Below are 21,010 nucleotides of genomic sequence, written 5' to 3'. Positions count from 1 at the left end.
CTTTTTGGAGGTCTAAATTTATTGAGGGTCTTCTAAGCCCAAACTCTGTCTAATGACCGTTAATTTCGCAGGTTCTCCTTGCTCAGCTGCACTTTGTAGTGCGCGTGTTGGAGCATGGATCAATTTGTTTGTGAGCTTATTACTCAGCTCAAGCAAGACTTTCTCAGGATCACCGCCCGCAGCCAGTGACTGTAAACTCTTGCTTAATAATTCTTCTCTGATTTCATTCGCTGACTTTCGGTACTCACGAATGCTATCCACCGCTTGCAGGGAGCGCATCCAACTCATAAAGGCGGCGCTCTCTTCACTGACAATCGCTTCAGCTTGAATCGCTTCAACCTTGCGCTGCTCGATGTTGCCATCCACAATCGATTGTAAGTCATCCACTGTGTATAGGTAGGCATCGTTAAGATCGCCCACTTCCGCTTCGACATCACGAGGCACCGCGATATCAACCAGCAGCATGGGTTGATGCTTTCTCTGTTTAAGTGCGGTCTCAACCATACCTTTACCGATAATCGGCAGAGGGCTCGCTGTTGAGCTGATCACAATATCCGCCTTATTGAGATGATCTGGGATCTCATTCAAGCTGATCACCTCAGCACCAAACTCTTCGGCTAAACCTAAAGCACGCTCACGCGTTCGGTTAGCCACAATCATTTTAGTACAGCCATTAGCAGAGAGGTGTTTTGCTACCAACTCGATGGTCTCACCGGCACCTACTAGCAACACCGTCGAATCTTCAATCGACTCAAAGATGTGTTTCGCCAATGTACAAGCTGCGTAAGCAACAGAAACGGCACTACCGCCAATTTCAGTTTCAGTACGTACACGCTTAGCAACAGAGAATGACTTTTGGAACAGCTTCTCCATCGATGCATCGACGGCTTTCTGCTCACGCGAATCAGAATACGCTTGTTTTACCTGTCCGAGAATTTGAGGCTCACCCAATACTAAAGAGTCTAAGCCACAAGCAACACGCATTAGGTGTTTAATTGCCGCTTGCTCTTCATGAATATACAGGCTGGGTTTCAGCTCTTCTGGGCTAACGTCATGAAATACTGATAACCATTCAATCAGCTTATTCTTAGCCGCACTTTTAACGTCACAGTACACTTCTGTTCGGTTACAAGTGGAGAGTATGACACTTCCATTCACGTGTGCATTTGCGTTAAGTTGCTTTAGTGCATCAGATAATTTATCTGGACCAAACGCTACTTTTTCTCGCAATTCAACCGACGCTGTATTGTGATTGATACCTACGGCAAGCAAAGACATGTATCAGAAGTTCTCGATCAGGGTTTAAAAACAGGATGCCGAATTTTACTTGATGCATGGCTCTATTTAAAGGGTAAGCAGTATTTGTTTTCCTGAGTTCGTGAATTCAATGCTATAGTTGAAGCGTTTTTTCGATGTTATTGAACAAGTTGTGAGCAAACATGGATAGATTTCGTAAAATTGCCTCTTTGATTTTTTTCTGTCTAGTCGTAACAGGTTGTGTTTCTGCACCAGAACAGCCGACCAGCGTGGAATGGCAAGCACATCAGCGACAACTGCAAGAGATCCAATATTATCAAGCTACAGGTAAGTTGGCCTACATCTCTCCTGAAGAGCGCCAAAGCCTCAACTTTTTGTGGAAACACTCACCAAACTTCAGTCAATTGCGACTGACTACGTTCCTAGGTCAAACCGCACTTAACCTGACAATCAACGAGTACGGCGCTAAAGTCGTGACTTATGATGATCAAGTATTTACCCATAGAAGTGCATCTAAACTGGTTAGACAACTAACTGGGCTGACGATCCCCGTTGATCATCTACCACAATGGCTACTCGGTAATCCCGATCAAGCAGACACCTACTTATTGAACGCCAACAATACCGTAGAAGCGCTTTCTAAGCAGATCGATGACAAAGCTTGGCAACTTAACTTTGACCGCTATCGCGATGTCACACTGAGCCAAAACTTCGATAGCCAAAATGATACCGTTGAAAAGGTACTGCCTCTTCCAACACGACTCTCCTTTAAACAAGATGAAAATAAGATCAACATTGTGGTCTCTAAATGGACACTCGATAAATGATTTCGACGCAAACTCATTGGCCGTCACCGGCTAAACTGAACCTTTTTCTCTACATTAACGGTCGTCGTGATAACGGCTATCACGAATTGCAAACTCTGTTTCAGTTTGTCGACTTCGGTGACGAACTCAGCATCACAGCACACCAACGCTCAAGCCACATTACGATTTCGCCTCAAATCCCAGGTGTTGCTACAGAAGATAACCTAATCTGGAAAGCCGCAACTGCTCTTCAACAGTACACCAATACAAACTTCGGCGCTGATATTGAACTCAAGAAAGTTTTGCCTATGGGTGGGGGTATTGGCGGTGGTTCATCAAATGCAGCAACCGTGTTAGTCGCATTAAACTATTTATGGCAACTCGGCCTTTCTGATGATCAATTAGCAGAGATAGGTTTAAAACTGGGGGCGGACGTCCCTGTATTCGTTCGTGGCTTCTCGGCTTTTGCTGAGGGTGTGGGTGAGCAGTTGCATCCAGCAAATCCAGAAGAGAAATGGTATTTGGTGGTTAAACCTCAGGTAAGCATTGCAACTGTAGACATATTCACTCACCCAGATTTAACTAGAAACACGCCGAAGCGAGAGCTAGCAACGCTTCTAGAGCAAGAATACGTAAACGATTGCGAAAAAATTGTACGAATGCTGTACCCAGAGGTTGATAAGCAACTTTCATGGCTGCTACAATATGCGCCGTCGAGATTAACTGGCACAGGTTCTTGCGTTTTTGCGGAATTTTCGAGCAAAAACGAAGCAGAATCTGTACTGGAAAAACTGTCTGACAACGCTTCTGCATTTATTGCTAAAGGTCGAAATTTTTCACCTTTAAAAGAGGCGCTGGCTGAATACCAATCAGCCCACCCACAATCTAATTAAAACTGGACGCAACCCTGAGGTTTCCACCGTGCCTGATATGAAGCTATTTGCTGGTAACGCAACACCTGAACTAGCCCAACGTATTGCTGACCGTCTATACATCTCTCTTGGCGATGCTACTGTAGACCGTTTTTCTGACGGCGAAGTCGCTGTACAAATCAACGAGAACGTTCGTGGTAGTGATGTATTCCTAATTCAATCTACTTGTGCACCAACCAATGACAACCTAATGGAATTGGTGGTAATGATTGACGCAATGCGCCGTGCTTCTGCTGGCCGTATTACTGCTGTAATCCCTTACTTCGGTTATGCCCGTCAAGATCGTCGCGTACGTTCTGCTCGTGTGCCAATTACTGCAAAAGTTGTTGCAGACTTCCTTTCTAACGTTGGCGTTGACCGCGTTCTTACTATCGACCTACACGCTGAACAAATCCAAGGCTTCTTCGATGTACCCGTTGATAACATCTTCGGTACTCCAGTTCTTCTAGAAGATATGGCTAACCGTGGCCTAGAGAACCCAGTAGTGGTTTCTCCTGACCTAGGTGGTGTTGTACGTGCTCGTGCAACCGCGAAAGCTCTAGGTGACGTTGATATCGCTATCGTTGATAAGCGTCGTCCACGTGCTAACGTTTCTGAAGTGATGAACCTAATCGGTGATGTTGAAGGTCGTGACTGTGTTATCGTTGATGACATGATCGACACAGGTGGCACACTATGTAAAGCAGCTGAAGCGCTAAAAGAGCGCGGTGCTAAGCGTGTATTCGCTTACGCAACTCACGCTGTATTCTCTGGTGGTGCAGCAGACAACATCAAGAACTCTGTTCTAGACCAAGTTATCGTTACTGACTCTATCTCACTATCTCCTGAGATGGCAGCGACAGGTAAAGTAACAACTCTTAGCCTATCTCGCATGCTTGCTGAAGCGATTCGTCGTATCAGCAACGAAGAGTCAATCTCTGCGATGTTTAACTAAAACTCACTACTCTACCCATAGAGTTATGCGTTTAAAAAGCACTTCAATTGAAGTGCTTTTTTTATACCTGTCCTATATTGCGCTAAGGTTATACCAATCACAGTAAATAAGTGATCAAAAATAGCGCAGGAAAAAGGCTTGAGAACAAGGCAGAATTTTTCGATAAGTAGTTATTCTACAATCAAAAATTCTAACGCAGTTATCGAGCATTTTAACAAGCTAGGGTGAGCAATTATTTACTACGATTGGTATTAGTGTCATAAGTGAGGTTCTCGAGCAGAGACAAGTATTCCACTGCTCGCACCTTTTTCATAAATTGTGATATCATACGGCGCTTTTTGAAATCCCGAGAGAGATCCATACCTTGAGCCAACAAATAAAACTTCTCGTTGGACTGGCAAATCCAGGTCCAGAATACGCCAAAACTCGCCACAATGCGGGCGCATGGGTAGTTGAAGAATTAGCACGCGTGCACAACGTTACGCTAAAGAATGAAGCAAAGTTCTTTGGTTTGACTGGGCGCATTATGGTTCACGGTGAAGATCTTCGCTTGTTGATCCCAACAACTTACATGAATTTATCCGGCAAGGCCGTTGCGGCAATGGCGAAGTTCTATCAAATAAAGCCAGAAGAGATCATGGTTGCACATGATGAACTCGATCTTCCACCTGGTATTGGTAAGTTCAAAAAGGGTGGCGGTCACGGCGGTCACAATGGACTCAAAGACATCATCAGCAAGCAGGGTAACAATAAAGAATTCTACCGTCTTCGTTTAGGCATAGGCCATCCGGGACACAAAGATAAAGTTGCAGGTTATGTATTAGGCAAAGCTCCGCAAAAAGAGCAAGAGTGTATTGATGCCGTTGTTGACGAGTCAGTACGCAGCCTAGACATCTTATTGAAAGATGGCCTATCAAAAGCACAAAATCGCTTACATACGTTCAAAGCAGAATAAGGTTTATATCATGGGTTTTAAATGTGGCATCGTTGGTCTACCAAACGTTGGTAAGTCAACTCTGTTTAATGCACTAACTAAAGCAGGTATCGAGGCAGCAAACTTCCCGTTTTGTACCATCGAACCAAACACAGGTATCGTTCCAGTACCTGACCTACGTCTAGATGCATTAGCGAAAATTGTTAATCCGCAGAAGATCCTTCCTACAACGATGGAATTCGTTGATATCGCGGGCCTAGTTGCTGGCGCTTCTAAAGGTGAAGGTCTGGGTAACAAGTTCCTAGCAAATATCCGTGAAACTGACGCAATTGGTCACGTAGTTCGCTGTTTTGAAAACGAAAACATCGTTCACGTTTCTGGCAAAGTATCACCAATCGATGACATCGAAGTGATCAACCTTGAACTTGCACTGGCTGACTTAGACAGCTGTGAGCGTGCAATTCAACGTAACACTAAAAAAGCAAAAGGCGGTGACAAGGACGCTAAGTTCGAAATCACTGTTCTAGAAAAGCTACTACCAGTTCTGACTGAAGGTGGTATGGCGCGTACAGTTGAGCTTTCAAAAGAAGAAGCGGCAGCAATTGGCTACCTAAACTTCCTGACACTTAAGCCAACAATGTACATTGCGAACGTAAACGAAGACGGTTTCGAAGATAACCCGTACCTAGACGCAGTTCGTGAATACGCAGAAAAAGAGAACAATGTCGTTGTTGCTGTATGTGCCGCTATTGAATCTGAGCTATCTGAACTTGAAGACGAAGATCGCGAAGAGTTTCTAGCAGACATGGGTATCGAAGAACCAGGTCTAAACCGTGTGATCCGTTCTGGTTACGAACTACTTACTCTGCAAACTTACTTCACTGCTGGTGTTAAAGAAGTACGTGCTTGGACTATCCCTGTTGGTGCAACTGCGCCACAAGCTGCAGGTAAGATCCACACTGACTTCGAAAAAGGCTTCATCCGTGCAGAAGTTGTTGGTTACGACCACTTCATCGAATTTAGCGGTGAGAGCGGTGCAAAAGATGCAGGTAAATGGCGTCTAGAAGGTAAAGACTACATCGTTAAAGACGGCGATGTTGTTCACTTCCGCTTCAACGTATAAGTTTTATTAGCAACTTATTGCCAAAGGCCAGTGTTCTCACTGGCCTTTTTTGTTTTCTCAATTCAATGAGTTCTATCCATATAAAAATTAACTTCACCAAAACATCGGGTTTCAACCCCATTTTTTGATCACAAATACGCCTCTTTGTCTAAAAAGAAATCGAACAGGCATTTATTCGTGATTTATTTAAAAAAAAAGTTGACGGGTTTCACTCAACTACGCATAATGCGCCCCGTTCCCAACGAAGCAGCAACGCTTCAAAACGGAACGACAATTTGGAAATGGCTACTTAGCTCAGTTGGTTAGAGCACATCACTCATAATGATGGGGTCGCAGGTTCAAATCCCGCAGTAGCCACCATTTCCTAAATACTTTCCTCTTAAATGAGTTAGAGTCTTTAGGAAATATGCGGAAGTGGCGGAATTGGTAGACGCACCAGATTTAGGTTCTGGCGCCGCAAGGTGTGAGAGTTCAAGTCTCTCCTTCCGCACCATATTTGAGATATCTTTTGATATCAATTGTTGGGCTATCGCCAAGCGGTAAGGCACCGGCTTTTGATGCCGGCATTCCCTGGTTCGAATCCAGGTAGCCCAGCCACAAATTAAGTGTAATTATCTTTTAAAAGGTAATAGCATTGAAAGCGAGTTTAGTTTATATTGTCTCGCTCTCAGATGGCTACTTAGCTCAGTTGGTTAGAGCACATCACTCATAATGATGGGGTCGCAGGTTCAAATCCCGCAGTAGCCACCACTCTTTCTTCGAGAAAGAAAAGACAACGTTATATTGAATCACCAATATTCAGTATGACTATAAAGATTTGCTGCGGTCGTGGCGGAATTGGTAGACGCACCAGATTTAGGTTCTGGCGCCGAGAGGTGTGAGAGTTCAAGTCTCTCCGACCGCACCATTATTTAGATATCTTAATGGATATCACAGTTGGGCTATCGCCAAGCGGTAAGGCACCGGCTTTTGATGCCGGCATTCCCTGGTTCGAATCCAGGTAGCCCAGCCACTAATACAACGTTATTGAGATTCACCAATCATCTCCTTAACTACAAATTGATGCGGAAGTGGCGGAATTGGTAGACGCACCAGATTTAGGTTCTGGCGCCGTAAGGTGTGAGAGTTCAAGTCTCTCCTTCCGCACCATTATTCTTCTTCGGAAACGAAGAGCGTGTGATTGACACATGAAACAATCCAGTTGGGCTATCGCCAAGCGGTAAGGCACCGGCTTTTGATGCCGGCATTCCCTGGTTCGAATCCAGGTAGCCCAGCCACTAATACAACGTTATTGAGATTCACCAATCATCTCCTTAACTACAAATTGATGCGGAAGTGGCGGAATTGGTAGACGCACCAGATTTAGGTTCTGGCGCCGCAAGGTGTGAGAGTTCAAGTCTCTCCTTCCGCACCATTATTCTTCTTCGGAAACGAAGAGCGTGTGATTGACACATGAAACAATCCAGTTGGGCTATCGCCAAGCGGTAAGGCACCGGCTTTTGATGCCGGCATTCCCTGGTTCGAATCCAGGTAGCCCAGCCACTAATACAACGTTATTGAGATTCACCAATCATCTCTCTAACTAAAAAATTGATGCGGAAGTGGCGGAATTGGTAGACGCACCAGATTTAGGTTCTGGCGCCGCAAGGTGTGAGAGTTCAAGTCTCTCCTTCCGCACCATTATTCTTCTTTGGAAACAAAGAGATCTCGAAAGAGAAAGATTGGCTACTTAGCTCAGTTGGTTAGAGCACATCACTCATAATGATGGGGTCGCAGGTTCAAATCCCGCAGTAGCCACCATTCTTTCATTAGAATGAAAAATACAACGTGATACTGATTTTACCAATTATCGGTATGACTACACTCTTTGCTGAGAGAATAAATTAGCGATGCGGAAGTGGCGGAATTGGTAGACGCACCAGATTTAGGTTCTGGCGCCGCAAGGTGTGAGAGTTCAAGTCTCTCCTTCCGCACCATTATTCTTCTTCGGAAACGAAGTGTGTGTGATTGACACATGAAACAATCCAGTTGGGCTATCGCCAAGCGGTAAGGCACCGGCTTTTGATGCCGGCATTCCCTGGTTCGAATCCAGGTAGCCCAGCCACTAATACAATGTTATTGAGATTCACCAATCATCTCCTTAACTACAAATTGATGCGGAAGTGGCGGAATTGGTAGACGCACCAGATTTAGGTTCTGGCGCCGCAAGGTGTGAGAGTTCAAGTCTCTCCTTCCGCACCATTATTCTTCTTCGGAAACGAAGAGCGTGTGATTGACACATGAAACAATCCAGTTGGGCTATCGCCAAGCGGTAAGGCACCGGCTTTTGATGCCGGCATTCCCTGGTTCGAATCCAGGTAGCCCAGCCACTAATACAACGTTATTGAGATTCACCAATCATCTCCTTAACTACAAATTGATGCGGAAGTGGCGGAATTGGTAGACGCACCAGATTTAGGTTCTGGCGCCGCAAGGTGTGAGAGTTCAAGTCTCTCCTTCCGCACCATTATTCTTCTTTGGAAACAAAGAGATCTCGAAAGAGAAACAAGTTGGCTACTTAGCTCAGTTGGTTAGAGCACATCACTCATAATGATGGGGTCGCAGGTTCAAATCCCGCAGTAGCCACCATTCTTTCATTAGAATGAAAAATACAACGTGATACTGATTTTACTAATTATCGGTATGACTACAGAATTGTTGCGGTCGTGGCGGAATTGGTAGACGCACCAGATTTAGGTTCTGGCGCCGAGAGGTGTGAGAGTTCAAGTCTCTCCGACCGCACCATTATTCTTCTTCGGAAACGAAGAGTGTGTGATTGACACGTAAAACAATCAAATACAACGTGATACTGATTTTACCAATCATCGGTATGGCCAAAAGAATTGATGCGGAAGTGGCGGAATTGGTAGACGCACCAGATTTAGGTTCTGGCGCCGCAAGGTGTGAGAGTTCAAGTCTCTCCTTCCGCACCATTATTAGAAACCCAGCTTTTTAGCTGGGTTTTCTTTTATCTGAAATATACAAATCTGCTAACCACATCACCAAGTATTTCCCCTAGATTCAGCACTTAGTTACCTTTTTATAAGACAATGTCGACTCCACTTTCACATTGAGTATGACAGCGCTATGAGAACTCTCCCTTTAACCATCGGTTGCTACACAGAAGATCCAAATGGAAGCCAAGGTGTGTATCAAACTCAGTTTGATCTAGAAACAGGTAAGCTGAACCCTCCACAACTGATCGCAAAGTGCATTAACCCCTCTTTTGTTGTCTCTACAAAGCTGGGCATCTATACCGCATCTGAAATCGACCAACAGTCGCAACCTCAGCTATTTCATATTTCAGAGACAGGTTCAAAAGTCCTATCTAACTCCGAGTTCATATTGGGGGATCACCCATGTCACATCTCGATAGATCCTAACCATAAGTTTGCCATCACTTCCCAGTACTCTTCTGGCACATTCGATATTTTTAGTTTGGGTATCAATGGCAACATCGATAAGCGAATAAAAACACTAAAAATGTCAGGTTCAGGGCCCAACCAAGATAGACAAACAGGGCCACATGCCCATCAGTCGCTGTTTTTAACGCACTCGCCACAGTTTGTGACCGTTGATCTTGGCGCCGATCGCATCAACTTCTACTGCTTCGATGAGGAGCAAGAGGAGTTTTTAGAAGAGCCTGTACAATCTATTCAAGTTCCTGCAGGCAATGGGCCTCGTCATATGGTTTTCAGTAAGGCTGAAGATAAAGCCTATGTGGTATGTGAGCTATCTGAAACGATTCTAATGCTAGAGAAGGCCGTTGGACGTTGGCATATTGTTGATGAGATGGATGCGCTCCCTAATTCAGAAAAAGGAGAAGCGGCCGCTGCAATCAAGCTATCGCCAGATGAGCAGCATCTTTATGTCTCTTGCCGACACCAATCAAGGATCAGTCACTTTAAACTCGACCCAGTGAATCAAAAGCCGATTTTTGTGGATAGCTATCGTACTGAAGGCAGCTTCCCTCGTGATTTTCATATTACTGATGATGGAGAGTGGCTAGTCGCTGCAAATCAACACTCCAACAATCTGACCACTTTCAAACGCAATAAACTAGACGGCTCTTTAACCTACAGCGGTCACTCTTTAGAAGTGGGTTCACCAGTTTGTGTCACACAGCAAGTATAGTAAGTAGTGGATACAAAAAAGGAGAGCATTGGCTCTCCTTTACTTCTTTAGCTGTACGAGACTATCAACTACAGCCCCAAAGCATACTTCAATACTTGGTTTTTAATTGGTCCTGAATTCTCTGCAAGCTTTAATGCTGCATTGCGAACAAATTTAAGTGGGCCAAGATCATTACTAAACGTTTTGTAGAAGAAGTCCATGCCACTCTGCATGATGAGGTTATCCCCTCTTCTTTTAACCTCGTAGCTTCTTGCGACAGAGTCAGTTAACTCGCCTTGATCTTTAGTCAGTTTAATAAGAGCTGCCACGTCTTTGAAGCCTAGGTTCACCCCTTGCCCAGCCAGAGGGTTGATGGTGTGTGCAGAATCTCCGACCAAGATACAGTTGTTTTGAGCGTAACGCTGAGCATGTCGGCGAGTCAGAGGGAAAGAGCCCGATTGAAGCACTTTGATATCACCCAGCTCCGCAGGGAAGTGACTTAACACTTCTGCACGCAGCTTCTCTGGACTCATTGCTGACAATTGCTTAATACGTGACGGCTTGTCGTACCAAACCAAAGAGCCTTGCCCCACTTCCTTACCCTCTTCATTAAGCGACGCCAAAGGTAAAAAAGAACGAGGGCCACTTGGTAGAAATTGCTGCCAAGTAATGTCTTGCTGAGGAAGTTCCGTCTCGACATTGATCAGCATACAGTGTTGGCGGTAATCCCAAGCCGTGATACCAATTCCCGCTTGCTGACGAACAGCCGAATTCGCGCCGTCTGCACCAACAACCCATTTAGTTGATAGACGCAAGCCCGACTGCAACACCACAATGTTCGTTTCACCAAATTCAATGGTATCGAGCTTTTCTGGGCATAGCAGTTCAATATTGTCATAACGTTCAAATTGCGCCCACAACCCAAGTTGGATAAGGCGGTTTTCGACGATATAGCCCAGTCGAGGTAACTCTAAAGATGCAGCGTCAAATCGCGTACGGCACTCTGGATGTTCCCAAGTCTCTAAGCGTTTATACGTGCAAACTCGCATATTCTCGATTGCATCCCAAGCACCTAGCGAATCCAGCAGATCCACAGAGGCTTGAGAAATCGCAGAGACACGAATGTCCATAGGTTGTGTCTTTTCGAAGGCTTGCGGGGCAAAGCCCTCGATCACCGCGACACGCATACCTTGCTGCGCAAATCCGATAGCGGTTGCTGCACCAACCATACCACCGCCGACTACCACAATATCGTAACTGTTCATATTTTGTACTTATCAGTTTGATTCAATGACTGTTTTTGATTGTACGTTTTCACAACTTACTTGTAACCAAAAACCTTAATCTCAAAATGGACAATCCCTTGCTGTGTATAGTGTTTCTCGAAATAACTAACAATCTTAACGAGAATAAAAACCACTACATAAGAGATTTTGCTAGACCACTAGTCAGTCGGTTTTGAAACCAGTACAATACGCCGCTTGCTGTTAGGGTAGCGCTATTTTAGCCATATTTAGAAGCTATAATAGAGACCATAACCGCGGATTAACACTGGGCGATTTGCTCCCTTAAATTAAACTAACGATCGAGCGAACAAAACATGAGTAAGAAACTGCTAATTAAAACTTGGGGCTGCCAGATGAATGAATACGATTCATCAAAAATGGCTGACCTGCTAAATGCCGCAAATGGCTATGAGCTAACAGAAGTACCTGAGGAAGCAGATGTACTACTACTGAATACCTGTTCTATCCGCGAAAAAGCGCAAGAGAAAGTATTCCACCAGCTTGGTCGTTGGAAAACGCTAAAAGACAAAAAAGACGGTGTTGTGATCGGTGTGGGTGGCTGTGTAGCGACTCAAGAAGGCGACCACATCCGTGAACGTGCACCATATGTTGACGTAATCTTTGGCCCACAAACACTGCACCGCCTACCAGAGATGATCAAACAATCTCTAAGCGATGAAGCGCCAGTAATGGACATCTCTTTCCCAGAGATCGAGAAATTCGACCGTCTACCAGAGCCTCGCGCTGAAGGTGCAACCGCCTTCGTTTCTATCATGGAAGGCTGTTCTAAGTACTGTACTTACTGTGTTGTACCTTACACGCGTGGTGAAGAAGTTAGCCGTCCAATGGATGACGTGCTATTCGAAATCGCACAGCTAGCTGAACAAGGTGTACGTGAAGTTAACCTACTAGGCCAAAACGTAAACGCATACCGCGGTCCAACGCACGAAGGTGACATCTGTTCATTCGCAGAACTACTTCGCCTTGTCGCTTCTATCGATGGTATCGACCGTATCCGTTTCACAACGAGTCACCCACTTGAGTTTACTGACGATATCATCGCTGTGTACGAAGATACGCCAGAGCTTGTGAGCTTCCTGCACCTACCAGTACAAAGTGGTAGTGACCGCATCCTAACCATGATGAAGCGTCCTCACACAGCTATCGAGTACAAGTCGATCATTCGTAAGCTACGTAAAGCTCGTCCTGATATTCAAATCAGTTCTGACTTTATTGTTGGCTTCCCAGGTGAAACCGCAATGGATCACCAAGCAACGATGAAACTGATCAAAGACGTAGATTTCGATATGAGCTTCAGCTTTATCTTCTCCCCTCGTCCAGGTACACCTGCTGCAGATTACCCATGTGACGTGCCTGAGCAAGAGAAAAAAGAGCGTCTATACGAACTACAACAAGTGGTGAACTCTCAAGCAATGCGTTACTCGCGTCTGATGCTTGATACAGAACAACGCGTTCTTGTGGAAGGTCCGTCTAAGAAGAACCTAATGGAGCTTCGCGCGCGTACTGAGAACAACCGTGTTGTGAACTTCGAAGGCAGCGCAGACCTTATCGGTCAATTCGTTGACGTGAAGATCACAGACGTATTCGCTAACTCTCTACGTGGTGAACTGGTTCGTACAGAAAAAGACATGGACCTACGCACTATCATCTCTCCAACGCAGATGATGGCGAAAACAAAACGTGAAGACGAGCTAGGTGTAGCAACATTTACACCATAAGCAAAACATCTAGATTCAGCACAAAGCTGAACTGCAAAGCTTGAAATTACCTAACTAAGTGACCATCTTAGAAATAGGGAAATCGCCATTAGAAGCCCGGTCTCAATCGGGCTTCTTGCTCTTTTTTGATTGAAAAGAGTCGGTGGCACAAAATGAGAGGCTAATTTGAGCAATAAAATCGTTACTCTAGAGATCAATCTAGAACCAGCAGATAATCGTCGCCTTGCAAGCCTATGTGGGCCATTCGATGACAACATTAAACACCTTGAGCGCCGTTTAGGTGTTGAGATCAACTACCGCAGCAACTTTTTCACTATCGTCGGCAGGCCTCACACTGCGGCAGCCGCGCTTGAGATCGTTAAACGTCTGTATGTTGAATCTGCTCCGGTGAAAGGTAATATTCCAGACATCGAGCCAGAGCAAATCCATTTGGCGATCAAAGAGTCTGGTGTCCTAGAGCAAACTACTGAGTCAAGCATTGAGCACGGCAAAGAAGTGTTCATCAAGACCAAAAAAGGCGTGATTAAGCCGCGTACGCCAAACCAAGCGCAATACCTAATGAACATGGTGACTCATGACATCAGCTTTGGTATTGGTCCTGCAGGTACTGGTAAGACTTACCTAGCGGTGGCAGCAGCCGTAGATGCACTTGAGCGCCAAGAGATCCGTCGTATTCTATTAACGCGTCCTGCGGTTGAAGCAGGTGAGAAACTCGGTTTCCTTCCTGGTGACTTAAGCCAGAAAGTCGACCCTTATTTACGCCCTCTTTATGATGCACTGTTCGAGATGCTAGGTTTTGAACGTGTTGAGAAGCTGATTGAACGTAACGTGATTGAGGTTGCACCGCTTGCGTACATGCGTGGTCGTACTCTGAACGATGCCTTCATCATTCTTGACGAAAGCCAAAACACCACGGTTGAACAAATGAAGATGTTCCTGACTCGTATTGGCTTCAACTCACGTGCAGTAATCACGGGGGATATCACCCAGATCGATTTACCTCGTGGTGCGAAATCTGGCCTACGTCATGCAACTGAAGTGCTGAGTGAAGTCGATGACATCAGCTTTAACTTCTTCATGTCTGAAGACGTGGTTCGTCACCCAGTTGTTGCTCGTATCGTTAACGCGTATGAAAAATGGGAAGCGAAAGACCAAAAAGAGCGTAAAGAGTTTGAACGTCGTAAGCGTGAAGAGCGTGAAGCCAAACTGCTTGAAGCTCAACAGCCAGCAGAGAAACCATTAGCAACACAAGATAGCGCTGTGGTTGCGCAGCAAGGTGATAAATAGATGTCTATTGAACTAGACCTGCAATTAGCAGTCGAAGATGAACAAGGCTTACCGACTGAACAAGATATCCAGCAGTGGTTGGACAAAACAATTCCACAATTCCAAGAGAATGCGGAATTGACTATTCGTATCGTTGATACGGAAGAGAGCCACCAGCTGAATCATGAGTATCGCGGAAAAGACAAACCAACCAATGTGCTGTCTTTTCCGTTCGAGGCGCCTCCGGGTATTGAGCTCGATCTTTTAGGTGATCTCATCATTTGTCGCCAAGTGGTAGAAAAGGAAGCAGAAGAACAAAACAAGCCTCTGCTAGCACACTGGGCTCATATGGTTGTACATGGCAGTCTGCATCTGCTAGGTTATGATCATATCGAAGATGATGAAGCTGAAGAGATGGAATCACTCGAAACAGAAATCATGCAAGCTATGGGGTACGAAGACCCTTACATCCTAGAAAAGTAAACGAATTCTAGAGAGATAGATTGCAGAGAAACAGCAGCTCCATGAACCCTGAAACACGATTGGTATCTGAGTTGTTATGTGTGCTATCACACTTCTGATAGCGTTATTTTTTGAGAAATCATGAACGAAGGTAACCCCCCCACTTCTGAGGGAAGTAAAAAATCTGAAGGTCCGAGTAGAAAGTCCTTCTTTGAACGCCTAGGCCAACTATTTCAAGGCGAGGTAAAAGACCGCCAAGAGCTCGTAGATGTAATCCGCGACTCTGAAATTAATGACCTAATTGACCACGACACTCGCGACATGCTTGAGGGTGTAATGGAAATCTCTGAGATGCGCGTGCGTGACATCATGCTGCCGCGTTCTCAAATGGTTACAGTTGAACGCACCGATGACTTAGATACATTGATTGCGTTGATTACTGATGCTCAACACTCTCGCTACCCAGTGATCAGTGAAGATAAAGACCATGTAGAGGGCATTCTTTTAGCGAAGGACCTACTTAAGTATTTGGGCTCAGACAGCGCCCCATTCGACATTGAGCAAGTGATTCGTCCTGCGGTTGTTGTTCCAGAAAGTAAGCGTGTTGACCGCCTACTCAAGGAATTCCGTGAAGAGCGTTACCACATGTCTATCGTTGTCGATGAGTTTGGCGGTGTATCTGGTCTCGTAACCATTGAAGATATCCTCGAAGAAATCGTTGGTGAAATTGAAGACGAGTTCGACGATGAAGAAGAGTTAGACATTCGTAAGCTGAGCAAGCATACCTTCTCAGTAAAAGCTTTGACCACTATTGAAGAGTTCAATGACACATTTGGAACCAGCTTTAGTGACGACGAAGTGGATACTGTTGGTGGTATGGTAATGACAGCCTTTGGGCACCTGCCGACTCGCGGCGAAATCGTAGAAATTGAAAACTACCATTTCAAAGTCACCTCTGCAGATAACCGCCGTGTGATTCAATTACAGGTAACTATCCCAGACGAGCAACCTCTTCCAACTATCGAAGAATAACAACTTCTCTCTGAAGAGATGACATAATTTAGATGACTAAACCATTTATTCATCGCCTACTACGGCCGCTTGCGGCCGTTTTTGTTGGCGCTATCACAACCCTTGCATTTGCTCCCTACTCTTTCTGGCCTATCGCTATTCTTAGCCCAGCTATCCTGTTAATCCTATTGCACAAGCAAAGTACCCAAAGTGCACTGTGGACAGGCTACGCTTGGGGTTTTGGTCAATTTGCTACCGGGATCAGCTGGGTTTACGTCAGTATTGACGGCTTCGGCGGCATGCCATTGGCCGCAAACCTATTCCTAATGGGCTTGCTTATTGGATATCTCGCCGTTTATACGGGTCTGTTCGCATGGGCGCTCAACCGCTTCTTCCCGAACAATAACCTCACTCGTTTTTTCCTTGCAGCACCAGCCCTATGGTTAGTAACAGACTGGCTACGCGGCTGGGTTATGACAGGTTTCCCGTGGCTATGGCTTGGCTACAGCCAAATAGAGTCTCCTCTTGGGTCATTTGCACCGATTGGTGGTGTGGAACTGATTACCTTAGCCGTTATCGTTTCCGCGAGCGCACTGGCTTACACTGCGATTAATAGAGCGTGGAGTGTCGGGTTGATTCCAGTGGTTTTATTGAGTACCGGCTTTGGTATTCGTAACATCAACTGGGTGACACCGAATCCAGACAAAACCACGTCGGTTGTACTCATTCAAGGCAACGTTGACCAAGACTCCAAATGGTTACCAAGCCAACGCTGGCCTACTATGATGAAATACACCGACATGAGCCGCGATAACTGGGGCGCAGACATCATCATCTGGCCAGAGGCCGCCATTCCAGCCTTTGAAGTTGAAATTCCATCATTTCTGCGCAACCTTGATAGCGCAGCCAAGATGAATAACAGCTCAATCATCACTGGTGTGCTTAATCAGTCTGAAGAGAAGAAGTACTACAACAGCATTCTCTCGCTTGGGGTAAACCCATACGGCGAGTACAGCTACGACCCAAGTGAGCGCTACCACAAACACCACCTACTTCCGTTTGGTGAGTTTGTGCCGTTTGAAGATATCTTGCGCCCACTGGCACCGTTCTTCAACTTGCCAATGTCGTCGTTTAGTCGCGGTGATTTCATTCAGCCAAACATCGTGGCAAATGGTCGTCACCTCGCGCCAGCGCTGTGTTACGAAATCATCTTTAATGATCAAGTTCGTCAGAACGTGACCGAAGAGACTGACTTCATTTTAACGCTCTCCAACGACGCGTGGTTTGGTCGCTCAATTGGCCCACTGCAACACATGGAGATCGCGCAAATGCGTGCTCTAGAGCTTGGTAAGCCAGTTATTCGCTCTACCAATAACGGTGTGACCGCGGTAACTGACCACAAAGGCAAAATCGTTGAGCAAGTACCGCAGTTCGAGACAGCGGTGTTAAAGGCTGAGCTCATCTCTACCGATGGTCAAACACCTTACCGCGTTGTTGGCACGTGGCCACTCTACGTATGGGTACTATTGAGCTTAGTCATTGGCTGGCGTTTGAGAGAGAAAAGCTAGGGTCGAGATTCGAGATTCGAGATTCGAGATTCGAGATTCGAGATTCGAGATTCGAGATTCGAGATTCGAGATAAAGCGTTTTAGGGTTGGCCTGATAGGTCAACCCTTTTTTGTTGATGTCGGAGAGAGCACTATGGTTTAAGTGCATTTACTGTCTACGAGCTTTTATGGCTTGAGCGCTTTTCGGCTAAACCCTTTACCGCCACATTTGATGCACGGAATGATGGTGGTTGGGTGGTTGTACTCCGTTTGGTGACCACAATCATCGCAAATCAGACGACCTAAACCGATCACTTCTCCTGCTTGATAGAGCCCTTGATGCTCCAGATCTTGGAACAGCTCTACCCACTCGACCTTGGTGCGGTCAGTGATTTCCAGCAAGCCATGCCAGATGGAATCTGCAATCATCAAATAAAACGGTCCACTTTTGCTCTCCTCATAGCTTTCAGAGAACTCTTTCAGATCCGATTTAACGTAAGCCGAGATCAAAGACAACTCATCTTTCGTCATATCATTCGCCGCTTTTGCAAGCTTGCCTGACGTTTCAAGCTTATTGTTGATCTCTTCAGGGCTATGCTTAAGTATTTCGATGACATCTTCCACTAGCTCTTCATAGAGTGCTTTTTTCTTTGGCATAAGTCCTCCTCAAGATTGCAGACCTAAATCAATACCCGAGATAATGAGAGTATGACAGGTATAGCTATTGTTGTAGTTCGTTCCTTTAGGTATTCTATGACGATCTATTGAAGTCTGATCAAACCAGACTCACAAATTCCAAGATAACCGGACATCATCGATGCAAGAACAATACAATCCGCAAGAAATTGAACAAAAAGTTCAACAGCACTGGGATAACAACAAGACCTTTGTTGTAAGTGAAGACCCAAATAAAGAAAAATTCTACTGTCTATCCATGTTCCCATACCCAAGTGGTCGACTGCACATGGGTCACGTGCGCAACTACACGATCGGTGATGTGGTATCTCGTTTCCAACGTCTACAAGGCAAAAACGTAATGCAGCCAATCGGTTGGGATGCATTCGGCCTACCAGCAGAAAACGCAGCGGTTAAGAACAATACAGCACCTGCGCCTTGGACTTACGAAAACATCGAATACATGAAGAACCAGCTTAAACTTCTAGGCTTTGGTTACGACTGGAACCGTGAATTCGCAACTTGTACGCCTGAGTACTACCGTTGGGAACAAGAGTTCTTCACTAAGCTTTACGAAAAAGGCCTAGTGTACAAGAAGACTTCTTCAGTTAACTGGTGTCCAAACGACCAAACTGTTCTAGCAAACGAGCAGGTTGAAGACGGCTGCTGCTGGCGTTGTGACACGCCTGTAGAGCAAAAAGAGATCCCACAGTGGTTCATCAAGATCACTGAATACGCACAAGAGCTACTAGACGATCTAGACAACCTAGATGGTTGGCCTGAAATGGTTAAAACCATGCAGCGCAACTGGATCGGTCGCTCTGAAGGTGTAGAACTCAAGTTTGAAGTGAAAGGTCAACAAGACCTAGAAGTTTATACAACACGTCCAGACACACTAATGGGTGTGACTTACGTAGGTATTGCAGCAGGTCACCCTCTAGCGGCAATCGCAGCTGAGAACAACCCTGAATTAGCGGCCTTCATCGACGAGTGTAAGAACAACAAAGTAGCGGAAGCTGAACTTGCGACAATGGAGAAGAAAGGTATGGCAACTGGCCTTACTGCTATTCACCCATTGAACGGTCGTGAAGTGCCAGTTTATGTAGCTAACTTCGTACTGATGGATTACGGTACAGGCGCTGTAATGGCAGTACCTGCACACGACCAACGTGACTACGAATTCGCGACTAAGTACGGCCTAGACATCATCCCTGTGATCAAGCCTGCTGACGACAGCGAACTAAACATCTCTGAAGAAGCGTACACTGAGAAAGGCGTACTGTTCGATTCAGGTGAGTTCGATGGCCTAGAGTTCCAGGCGGCGTTCGATGCAATCGCAGCCAAGCTTGAAGCAGAAGGCAAAGGTACTAAGACAGTAAACTTCCGTCTACGTGACTGGGGTGTATCTCGTCAACGTTACTGGGGCGCTCCAATCCCAATGGTAACCACTGAAGATGGTGAGGTTCATCCAGTACCCGCTGACCAACTACCAGTCATTCTTCCAGAAGACGTGGTAATGGACGGCGTAACTAGCCCAATCAAAGCTGACAAAGAGTGGGCGAAAACAACATTTAACGGCGAACCAGCTCTACGTGAGACTGACACGTTCGATACGTTCATGGAATCTTCTTGGTACTATGCGCGTTACTGTTCACCACAAGCTGACGACATCCTAGATCCAGAAAAAGCGAACTACTGGCTACCAGTAGACCAGTACATCGGTGGTATCGAGCACGCTTGTATGCACCTACTGTACTCGCGCTTCTTCCACAAACTGCTACGTGACGCAGGTTACGTAACATCTGACGAGCCGTTCAAGCAGCTACTGTGTCAAGGCATGGTACTAGCGGATGCGTTCTACTTCGAGAACGACAAAGGCGGTAAAGAGTGGGTTGCACCAACTGACGTAGCTGTAGAGCGTGACGGTAAAGGCCGTATCACTTCAGCGAAAGATAACGCTGGCCGTGATGTAACACACTCGGGCATGATCAAAATGTCTAAGTCGAAGAACAACGGTATTGACCCACAAGAGATGGTAGACAAGTACGGTGCTGATACGGTTCGTCTATTCATGATGTTTGCATCACCTGCAGACATGACTCTTGAGTGGCAAGAGTCTGGCGTTGAAGGTGCGAACCGCTTCCTGAAACGTGTTTGGAAACTCGTAAACGAGCACGCATCAAAAGGCGCTGCAGAAGCTGTTGATGCATCGGCACTGTCTGGCGACCAAAAAGCACTTCGTCGTGACGTTCACAAGACAATCGCGAAAGTGACTGACGATATCGCTCGTCGTCAAACGTTCAACACGGCTATCGCAGCTATCATGGAACTGATGAACAAGCTAGCTAAAGCGCCTCAAGAATCTGTACAAGACCGTGCAATCCTTGATGAAGCACTAAAAGCAGTTGTTGCAATGCTTTACCCTATCACTCCTCACATCTCTTACGAAATGTGGACAGCGCTGGGTCAAGAAGACATCGATAATGCGACATGGCCAACACACGATGAGAAAGCTCTGGTTGAAGACGAGAAGCTAATCATCGTTCAAGTAAACGGCAAGCTACGTGCGAAGTTAACAGTACCGGCAGATATCTCGAAAGAAGATATTGAAGCGCTAGGTCTAAACGATGAGAACGTAACTAAGTTCACAGACGGCAAGACTGTTCGTAAAGTGATTTACGTACCGGGTAAGCTACTGAACATCGTTGCTAACTAATCATTCGTCACATCGTGACTGATTGGTTGAGTAAACACTCACAATGCGATAGGAATTAAAGAACTTAATTGCCACTTCGCAGTCAATAGACAGGGTGCACCCCACCCTGTCTACTTATTTAAACGCTTTTACATTGGTTAATACCCAGCACGGTTACCCCTAAACTTAAA

15 protein-coding genes and 20 tRNA genes are annotated in these 21,010 nt (G+C 45.7%); 32 read left to right on the top strand and 3 right to left on the bottom strand.

Going from position 1 to position 21,010, the window contains the following annotated elements:
* Positions 1-18: 18 nt before the first annotated feature.
* A complete protein-coding gene (hemA, locus tag vsple_RS03730; RefSeq protein WP_261882703.1) occupies positions 19-1,278 on the bottom strand; it encodes a glutamyl-tRNA reductase in 1,260 nt (419 codons plus the stop codon).
* 161 nt (positions 1,279-1,439) lie between these two features.
* Here hemA and lolB point away from each other — a divergent pair, with 161 nt between their 5' ends.
* From lolB to vsple_RS03600, 26 genes are all read left to right on the top strand, one after another.
* Complete coding sequence (gene lolB, locus vsple_RS03725) at positions 1,440-2,084, top strand: lipoprotein insertase outer membrane protein LolB (protein ID WP_261882702.1); 645 nt, start codon at positions 1,440-1,442, stop codon at positions 2,082-2,084.
* Positions 2,081-2,956 carry a 4-(cytidine 5'-diphospho)-2-C-methyl-D-erythritol kinase gene (gene ispE, locus vsple_RS03720; RefSeq protein ID WP_261882701.1) on the top strand — a complete coding sequence of 292 codons (876 nt, stop codon included), beginning with the start codon at positions 2,081-2,083 and terminating at the stop codon, positions 2,954-2,956. Before lolB ends, ispE begins: the two co-directional genes overlap by 4 nt.
* Before the next feature lie 28 nt (positions 2,957-2,984).
* Positions 2,985-3,929 carry a ribose-phosphate pyrophosphokinase gene (locus tag vsple_RS03715; protein ID WP_032550066.1) on the top strand — a complete coding sequence of 315 codons (945 nt, stop codon included), beginning with the start codon at positions 2,985-2,987 and terminating at the stop codon, positions 3,927-3,929.
* Between the two features lie 364 nt (positions 3,930-4,293).
* Positions 4,294-4,884 carry an aminoacyl-tRNA hydrolase gene (gene pth, locus vsple_RS03710; protein WP_239843020.1) on the top strand — a complete coding sequence of 197 codons (591 nt, stop codon included), beginning with the start codon at positions 4,294-4,296 and terminating at the stop codon, positions 4,882-4,884.
* 10 nt (positions 4,885-4,894) lie between these two features.
* Positions 4,895-5,986, top strand: a complete 1,092-nt coding sequence (gene ychF / locus vsple_RS03705) for a redox-regulated ATPase YchF (RefSeq protein ID WP_261882700.1) — start codon at positions 4,895-4,897, stop codon at positions 5,984-5,986.
* A 283-nt stretch (positions 5,987-6,269) separates the two neighbouring features.
* Positions 6,270-6,346: transfer RNA gene (locus vsple_RS03700), tRNA-Met, on the top strand.
* A gap of 48 nt (positions 6,347-6,394) precedes the next feature.
* Positions 6,395-6,479, top strand: a tRNA-Leu gene (locus vsple_RS03695).
* Between the two features lie 29 nt (positions 6,480-6,508).
* Positions 6,509-6,583 (top strand) — tRNA-Gln (locus vsple_RS03690).
* 76 nt (positions 6,584-6,659) lie between these two features.
* Positions 6,660-6,736 (top strand) — tRNA-Met (locus vsple_RS03685).
* Positions 6,737-6,808: 72 nt separating this feature from the next.
* Positions 6,809-6,893: transfer RNA gene (locus vsple_RS03680), tRNA-Leu, on the top strand.
* Positions 6,894-6,923: 30 nt separating this feature from the next.
* Positions 6,924-6,998, top strand: a tRNA-Gln gene (locus vsple_RS03675).
* A gap of 52 nt (positions 6,999-7,050) precedes the next feature.
* Positions 7,051-7,135 (top strand) — tRNA-Leu (locus vsple_RS03670).
* 53 nt (positions 7,136-7,188) lie between these two features.
* Positions 7,189-7,263, top strand: a tRNA-Gln gene (locus tag vsple_RS03665).
* Positions 7,264-7,315: 52 nt separating this feature from the next.
* A tRNA-Leu gene (locus tag vsple_RS03660) sits at positions 7,316-7,400 on the top strand.
* Between the two features lie 53 nt (positions 7,401-7,453).
* A tRNA-Gln gene (locus vsple_RS03655) sits at positions 7,454-7,528 on the top strand.
* Between the two features lie 53 nt (positions 7,529-7,581).
* Positions 7,582-7,666, top strand: a tRNA-Leu gene (locus vsple_RS03650).
* A 43-nt stretch (positions 7,667-7,709) separates the two neighbouring features.
* Positions 7,710-7,786: transfer RNA gene (locus vsple_RS03645), tRNA-Met, on the top strand.
* 91 nt (positions 7,787-7,877) lie between these two features.
* A tRNA-Leu gene (locus vsple_RS03640) sits at positions 7,878-7,962 on the top strand.
* A gap of 53 nt (positions 7,963-8,015) precedes the next feature.
* Positions 8,016-8,090, top strand: a tRNA-Gln gene (locus vsple_RS03635).
* Between the two features lie 52 nt (positions 8,091-8,142).
* A tRNA-Leu gene (locus vsple_RS03630) sits at positions 8,143-8,227 on the top strand.
* A 53-nt stretch (positions 8,228-8,280) separates the two neighbouring features.
* Positions 8,281-8,355 (top strand) — tRNA-Gln (locus tag vsple_RS03625).
* A 52-nt stretch (positions 8,356-8,407) separates the two neighbouring features.
* Positions 8,408-8,492: transfer RNA gene (locus tag vsple_RS03620), tRNA-Leu, on the top strand.
* 45 nt (positions 8,493-8,537) lie between these two features.
* Positions 8,538-8,614: transfer RNA gene (locus vsple_RS03615), tRNA-Met, on the top strand.
* Between the two features lie 71 nt (positions 8,615-8,685).
* Positions 8,686-8,770: transfer RNA gene (locus tag vsple_RS03610), tRNA-Leu, on the top strand.
* 103 nt (positions 8,771-8,873) lie between these two features.
* Positions 8,874-8,958: transfer RNA gene (locus vsple_RS03605), tRNA-Leu, on the top strand.
* Between the two features lie 154 nt (positions 8,959-9,112).
* On the top strand, positions 9,113-10,159 hold the full coding sequence (locus vsple_RS03600) for a lactonase family protein (RefSeq protein WP_261882699.1): 1,047 nt from the start codon (positions 9,113-9,115) through the stop codon (positions 10,157-10,159).
* Positions 10,160-10,227: 68 nt separating this feature from the next.
* On the opposite strand, the gene vsple_RS03595 is transcribed toward vsple_RS03600, so the two are convergent.
* The gene (locus vsple_RS03595) at positions 10,228-11,403 is read right to left on the bottom strand and encodes a 2-octaprenyl-3-methyl-6-methoxy-1,4-benzoquinol hydroxylase (protein ID WP_261882698.1); all 1,176 of its coding nucleotides are present in this window, start codon (positions 11,401-11,403) and stop codon (positions 10,228-10,230) included.
* 335 nt (positions 11,404-11,738) lie between these two features.
* On the opposite strand from vsple_RS03595, the gene miaB reads away from it, so the two are divergent.
* From miaB to lnt, 5 genes are all read left to right on the top strand, one after another.
* Positions 11,739-13,163, top strand: coding sequence for a tRNA (N6-isopentenyl adenosine(37)-C2)-methylthiotransferase MiaB (gene miaB, locus vsple_RS03590; RefSeq protein WP_255231263.1), 1,425 nt, complete (start codon positions 11,739-11,741; stop codon positions 13,161-13,163).
* A gap of 165 nt (positions 13,164-13,328) precedes the next feature.
* Positions 13,329-14,450, top strand: coding sequence for a PhoH family protein (locus tag vsple_RS03585; RefSeq protein WP_261882697.1), 1,122 nt, complete (start codon positions 13,329-13,331; stop codon positions 14,448-14,450).
* Positions 14,451-14,912 carry an rRNA maturation RNase YbeY gene (gene ybeY, locus vsple_RS03580; protein ID WP_032551451.1) on the top strand — a complete coding sequence of 154 codons (462 nt, stop codon included), beginning with the start codon at positions 14,451-14,453 and terminating at the stop codon, positions 14,910-14,912.
* Between the two features lie 120 nt (positions 14,913-15,032).
* Complete coding sequence (gene corC / locus vsple_RS03575) at positions 15,033-15,923, top strand: CNNM family magnesium/cobalt transport protein CorC (protein WP_032551450.1); 891 nt, start codon at positions 15,033-15,035, stop codon at positions 15,921-15,923.
* A gap of 32 nt (positions 15,924-15,955) precedes the next feature.
* Positions 15,956-17,470 (top strand): apolipoprotein N-acyltransferase, encoded by a 1,515-nt coding sequence (gene lnt / locus vsple_RS03570; RefSeq protein WP_261882696.1) that lies wholly within the window; start codon positions 15,956-15,958, stop codon positions 17,468-17,470.
* A 165-nt stretch (positions 17,471-17,635) separates the two neighbouring features.
* Here lnt and vsple_RS03565 read toward each other — a convergent pair whose 3' ends face one another.
* Positions 17,636-18,106 carry a zinc ribbon-containing protein gene (locus vsple_RS03565; RefSeq protein ID WP_261882695.1) on the bottom strand — a complete coding sequence of 157 codons (471 nt, stop codon included), beginning with the start codon at positions 18,104-18,106 and terminating at the stop codon, positions 17,636-17,638.
* 160 nt (positions 18,107-18,266) lie between these two features.
* Between vsple_RS03565 and leuS the strand changes: the two genes are divergently transcribed.
* A complete protein-coding gene (gene leuS / locus vsple_RS03560) occupies positions 18,267-20,840 on the top strand; it encodes a leucine--tRNA ligase (protein ID WP_261882694.1) in 2,574 nt (857 codons plus the stop codon).
* Positions 20,841-21,010: the final 170 nt, after the last annotated feature.

The organism is Vibrio pelagius (assembly GCF_024347575.1).
GTDB classification, from domain to species: Bacteria; Pseudomonadota; Gammaproteobacteria; order Enterobacterales; family Vibrionaceae; genus Vibrio; species Vibrio pelagius.
Note: the sequence above shows the minus strand (reverse complement) of the source record. Positions and strands in the feature narration are given on the sequence as shown.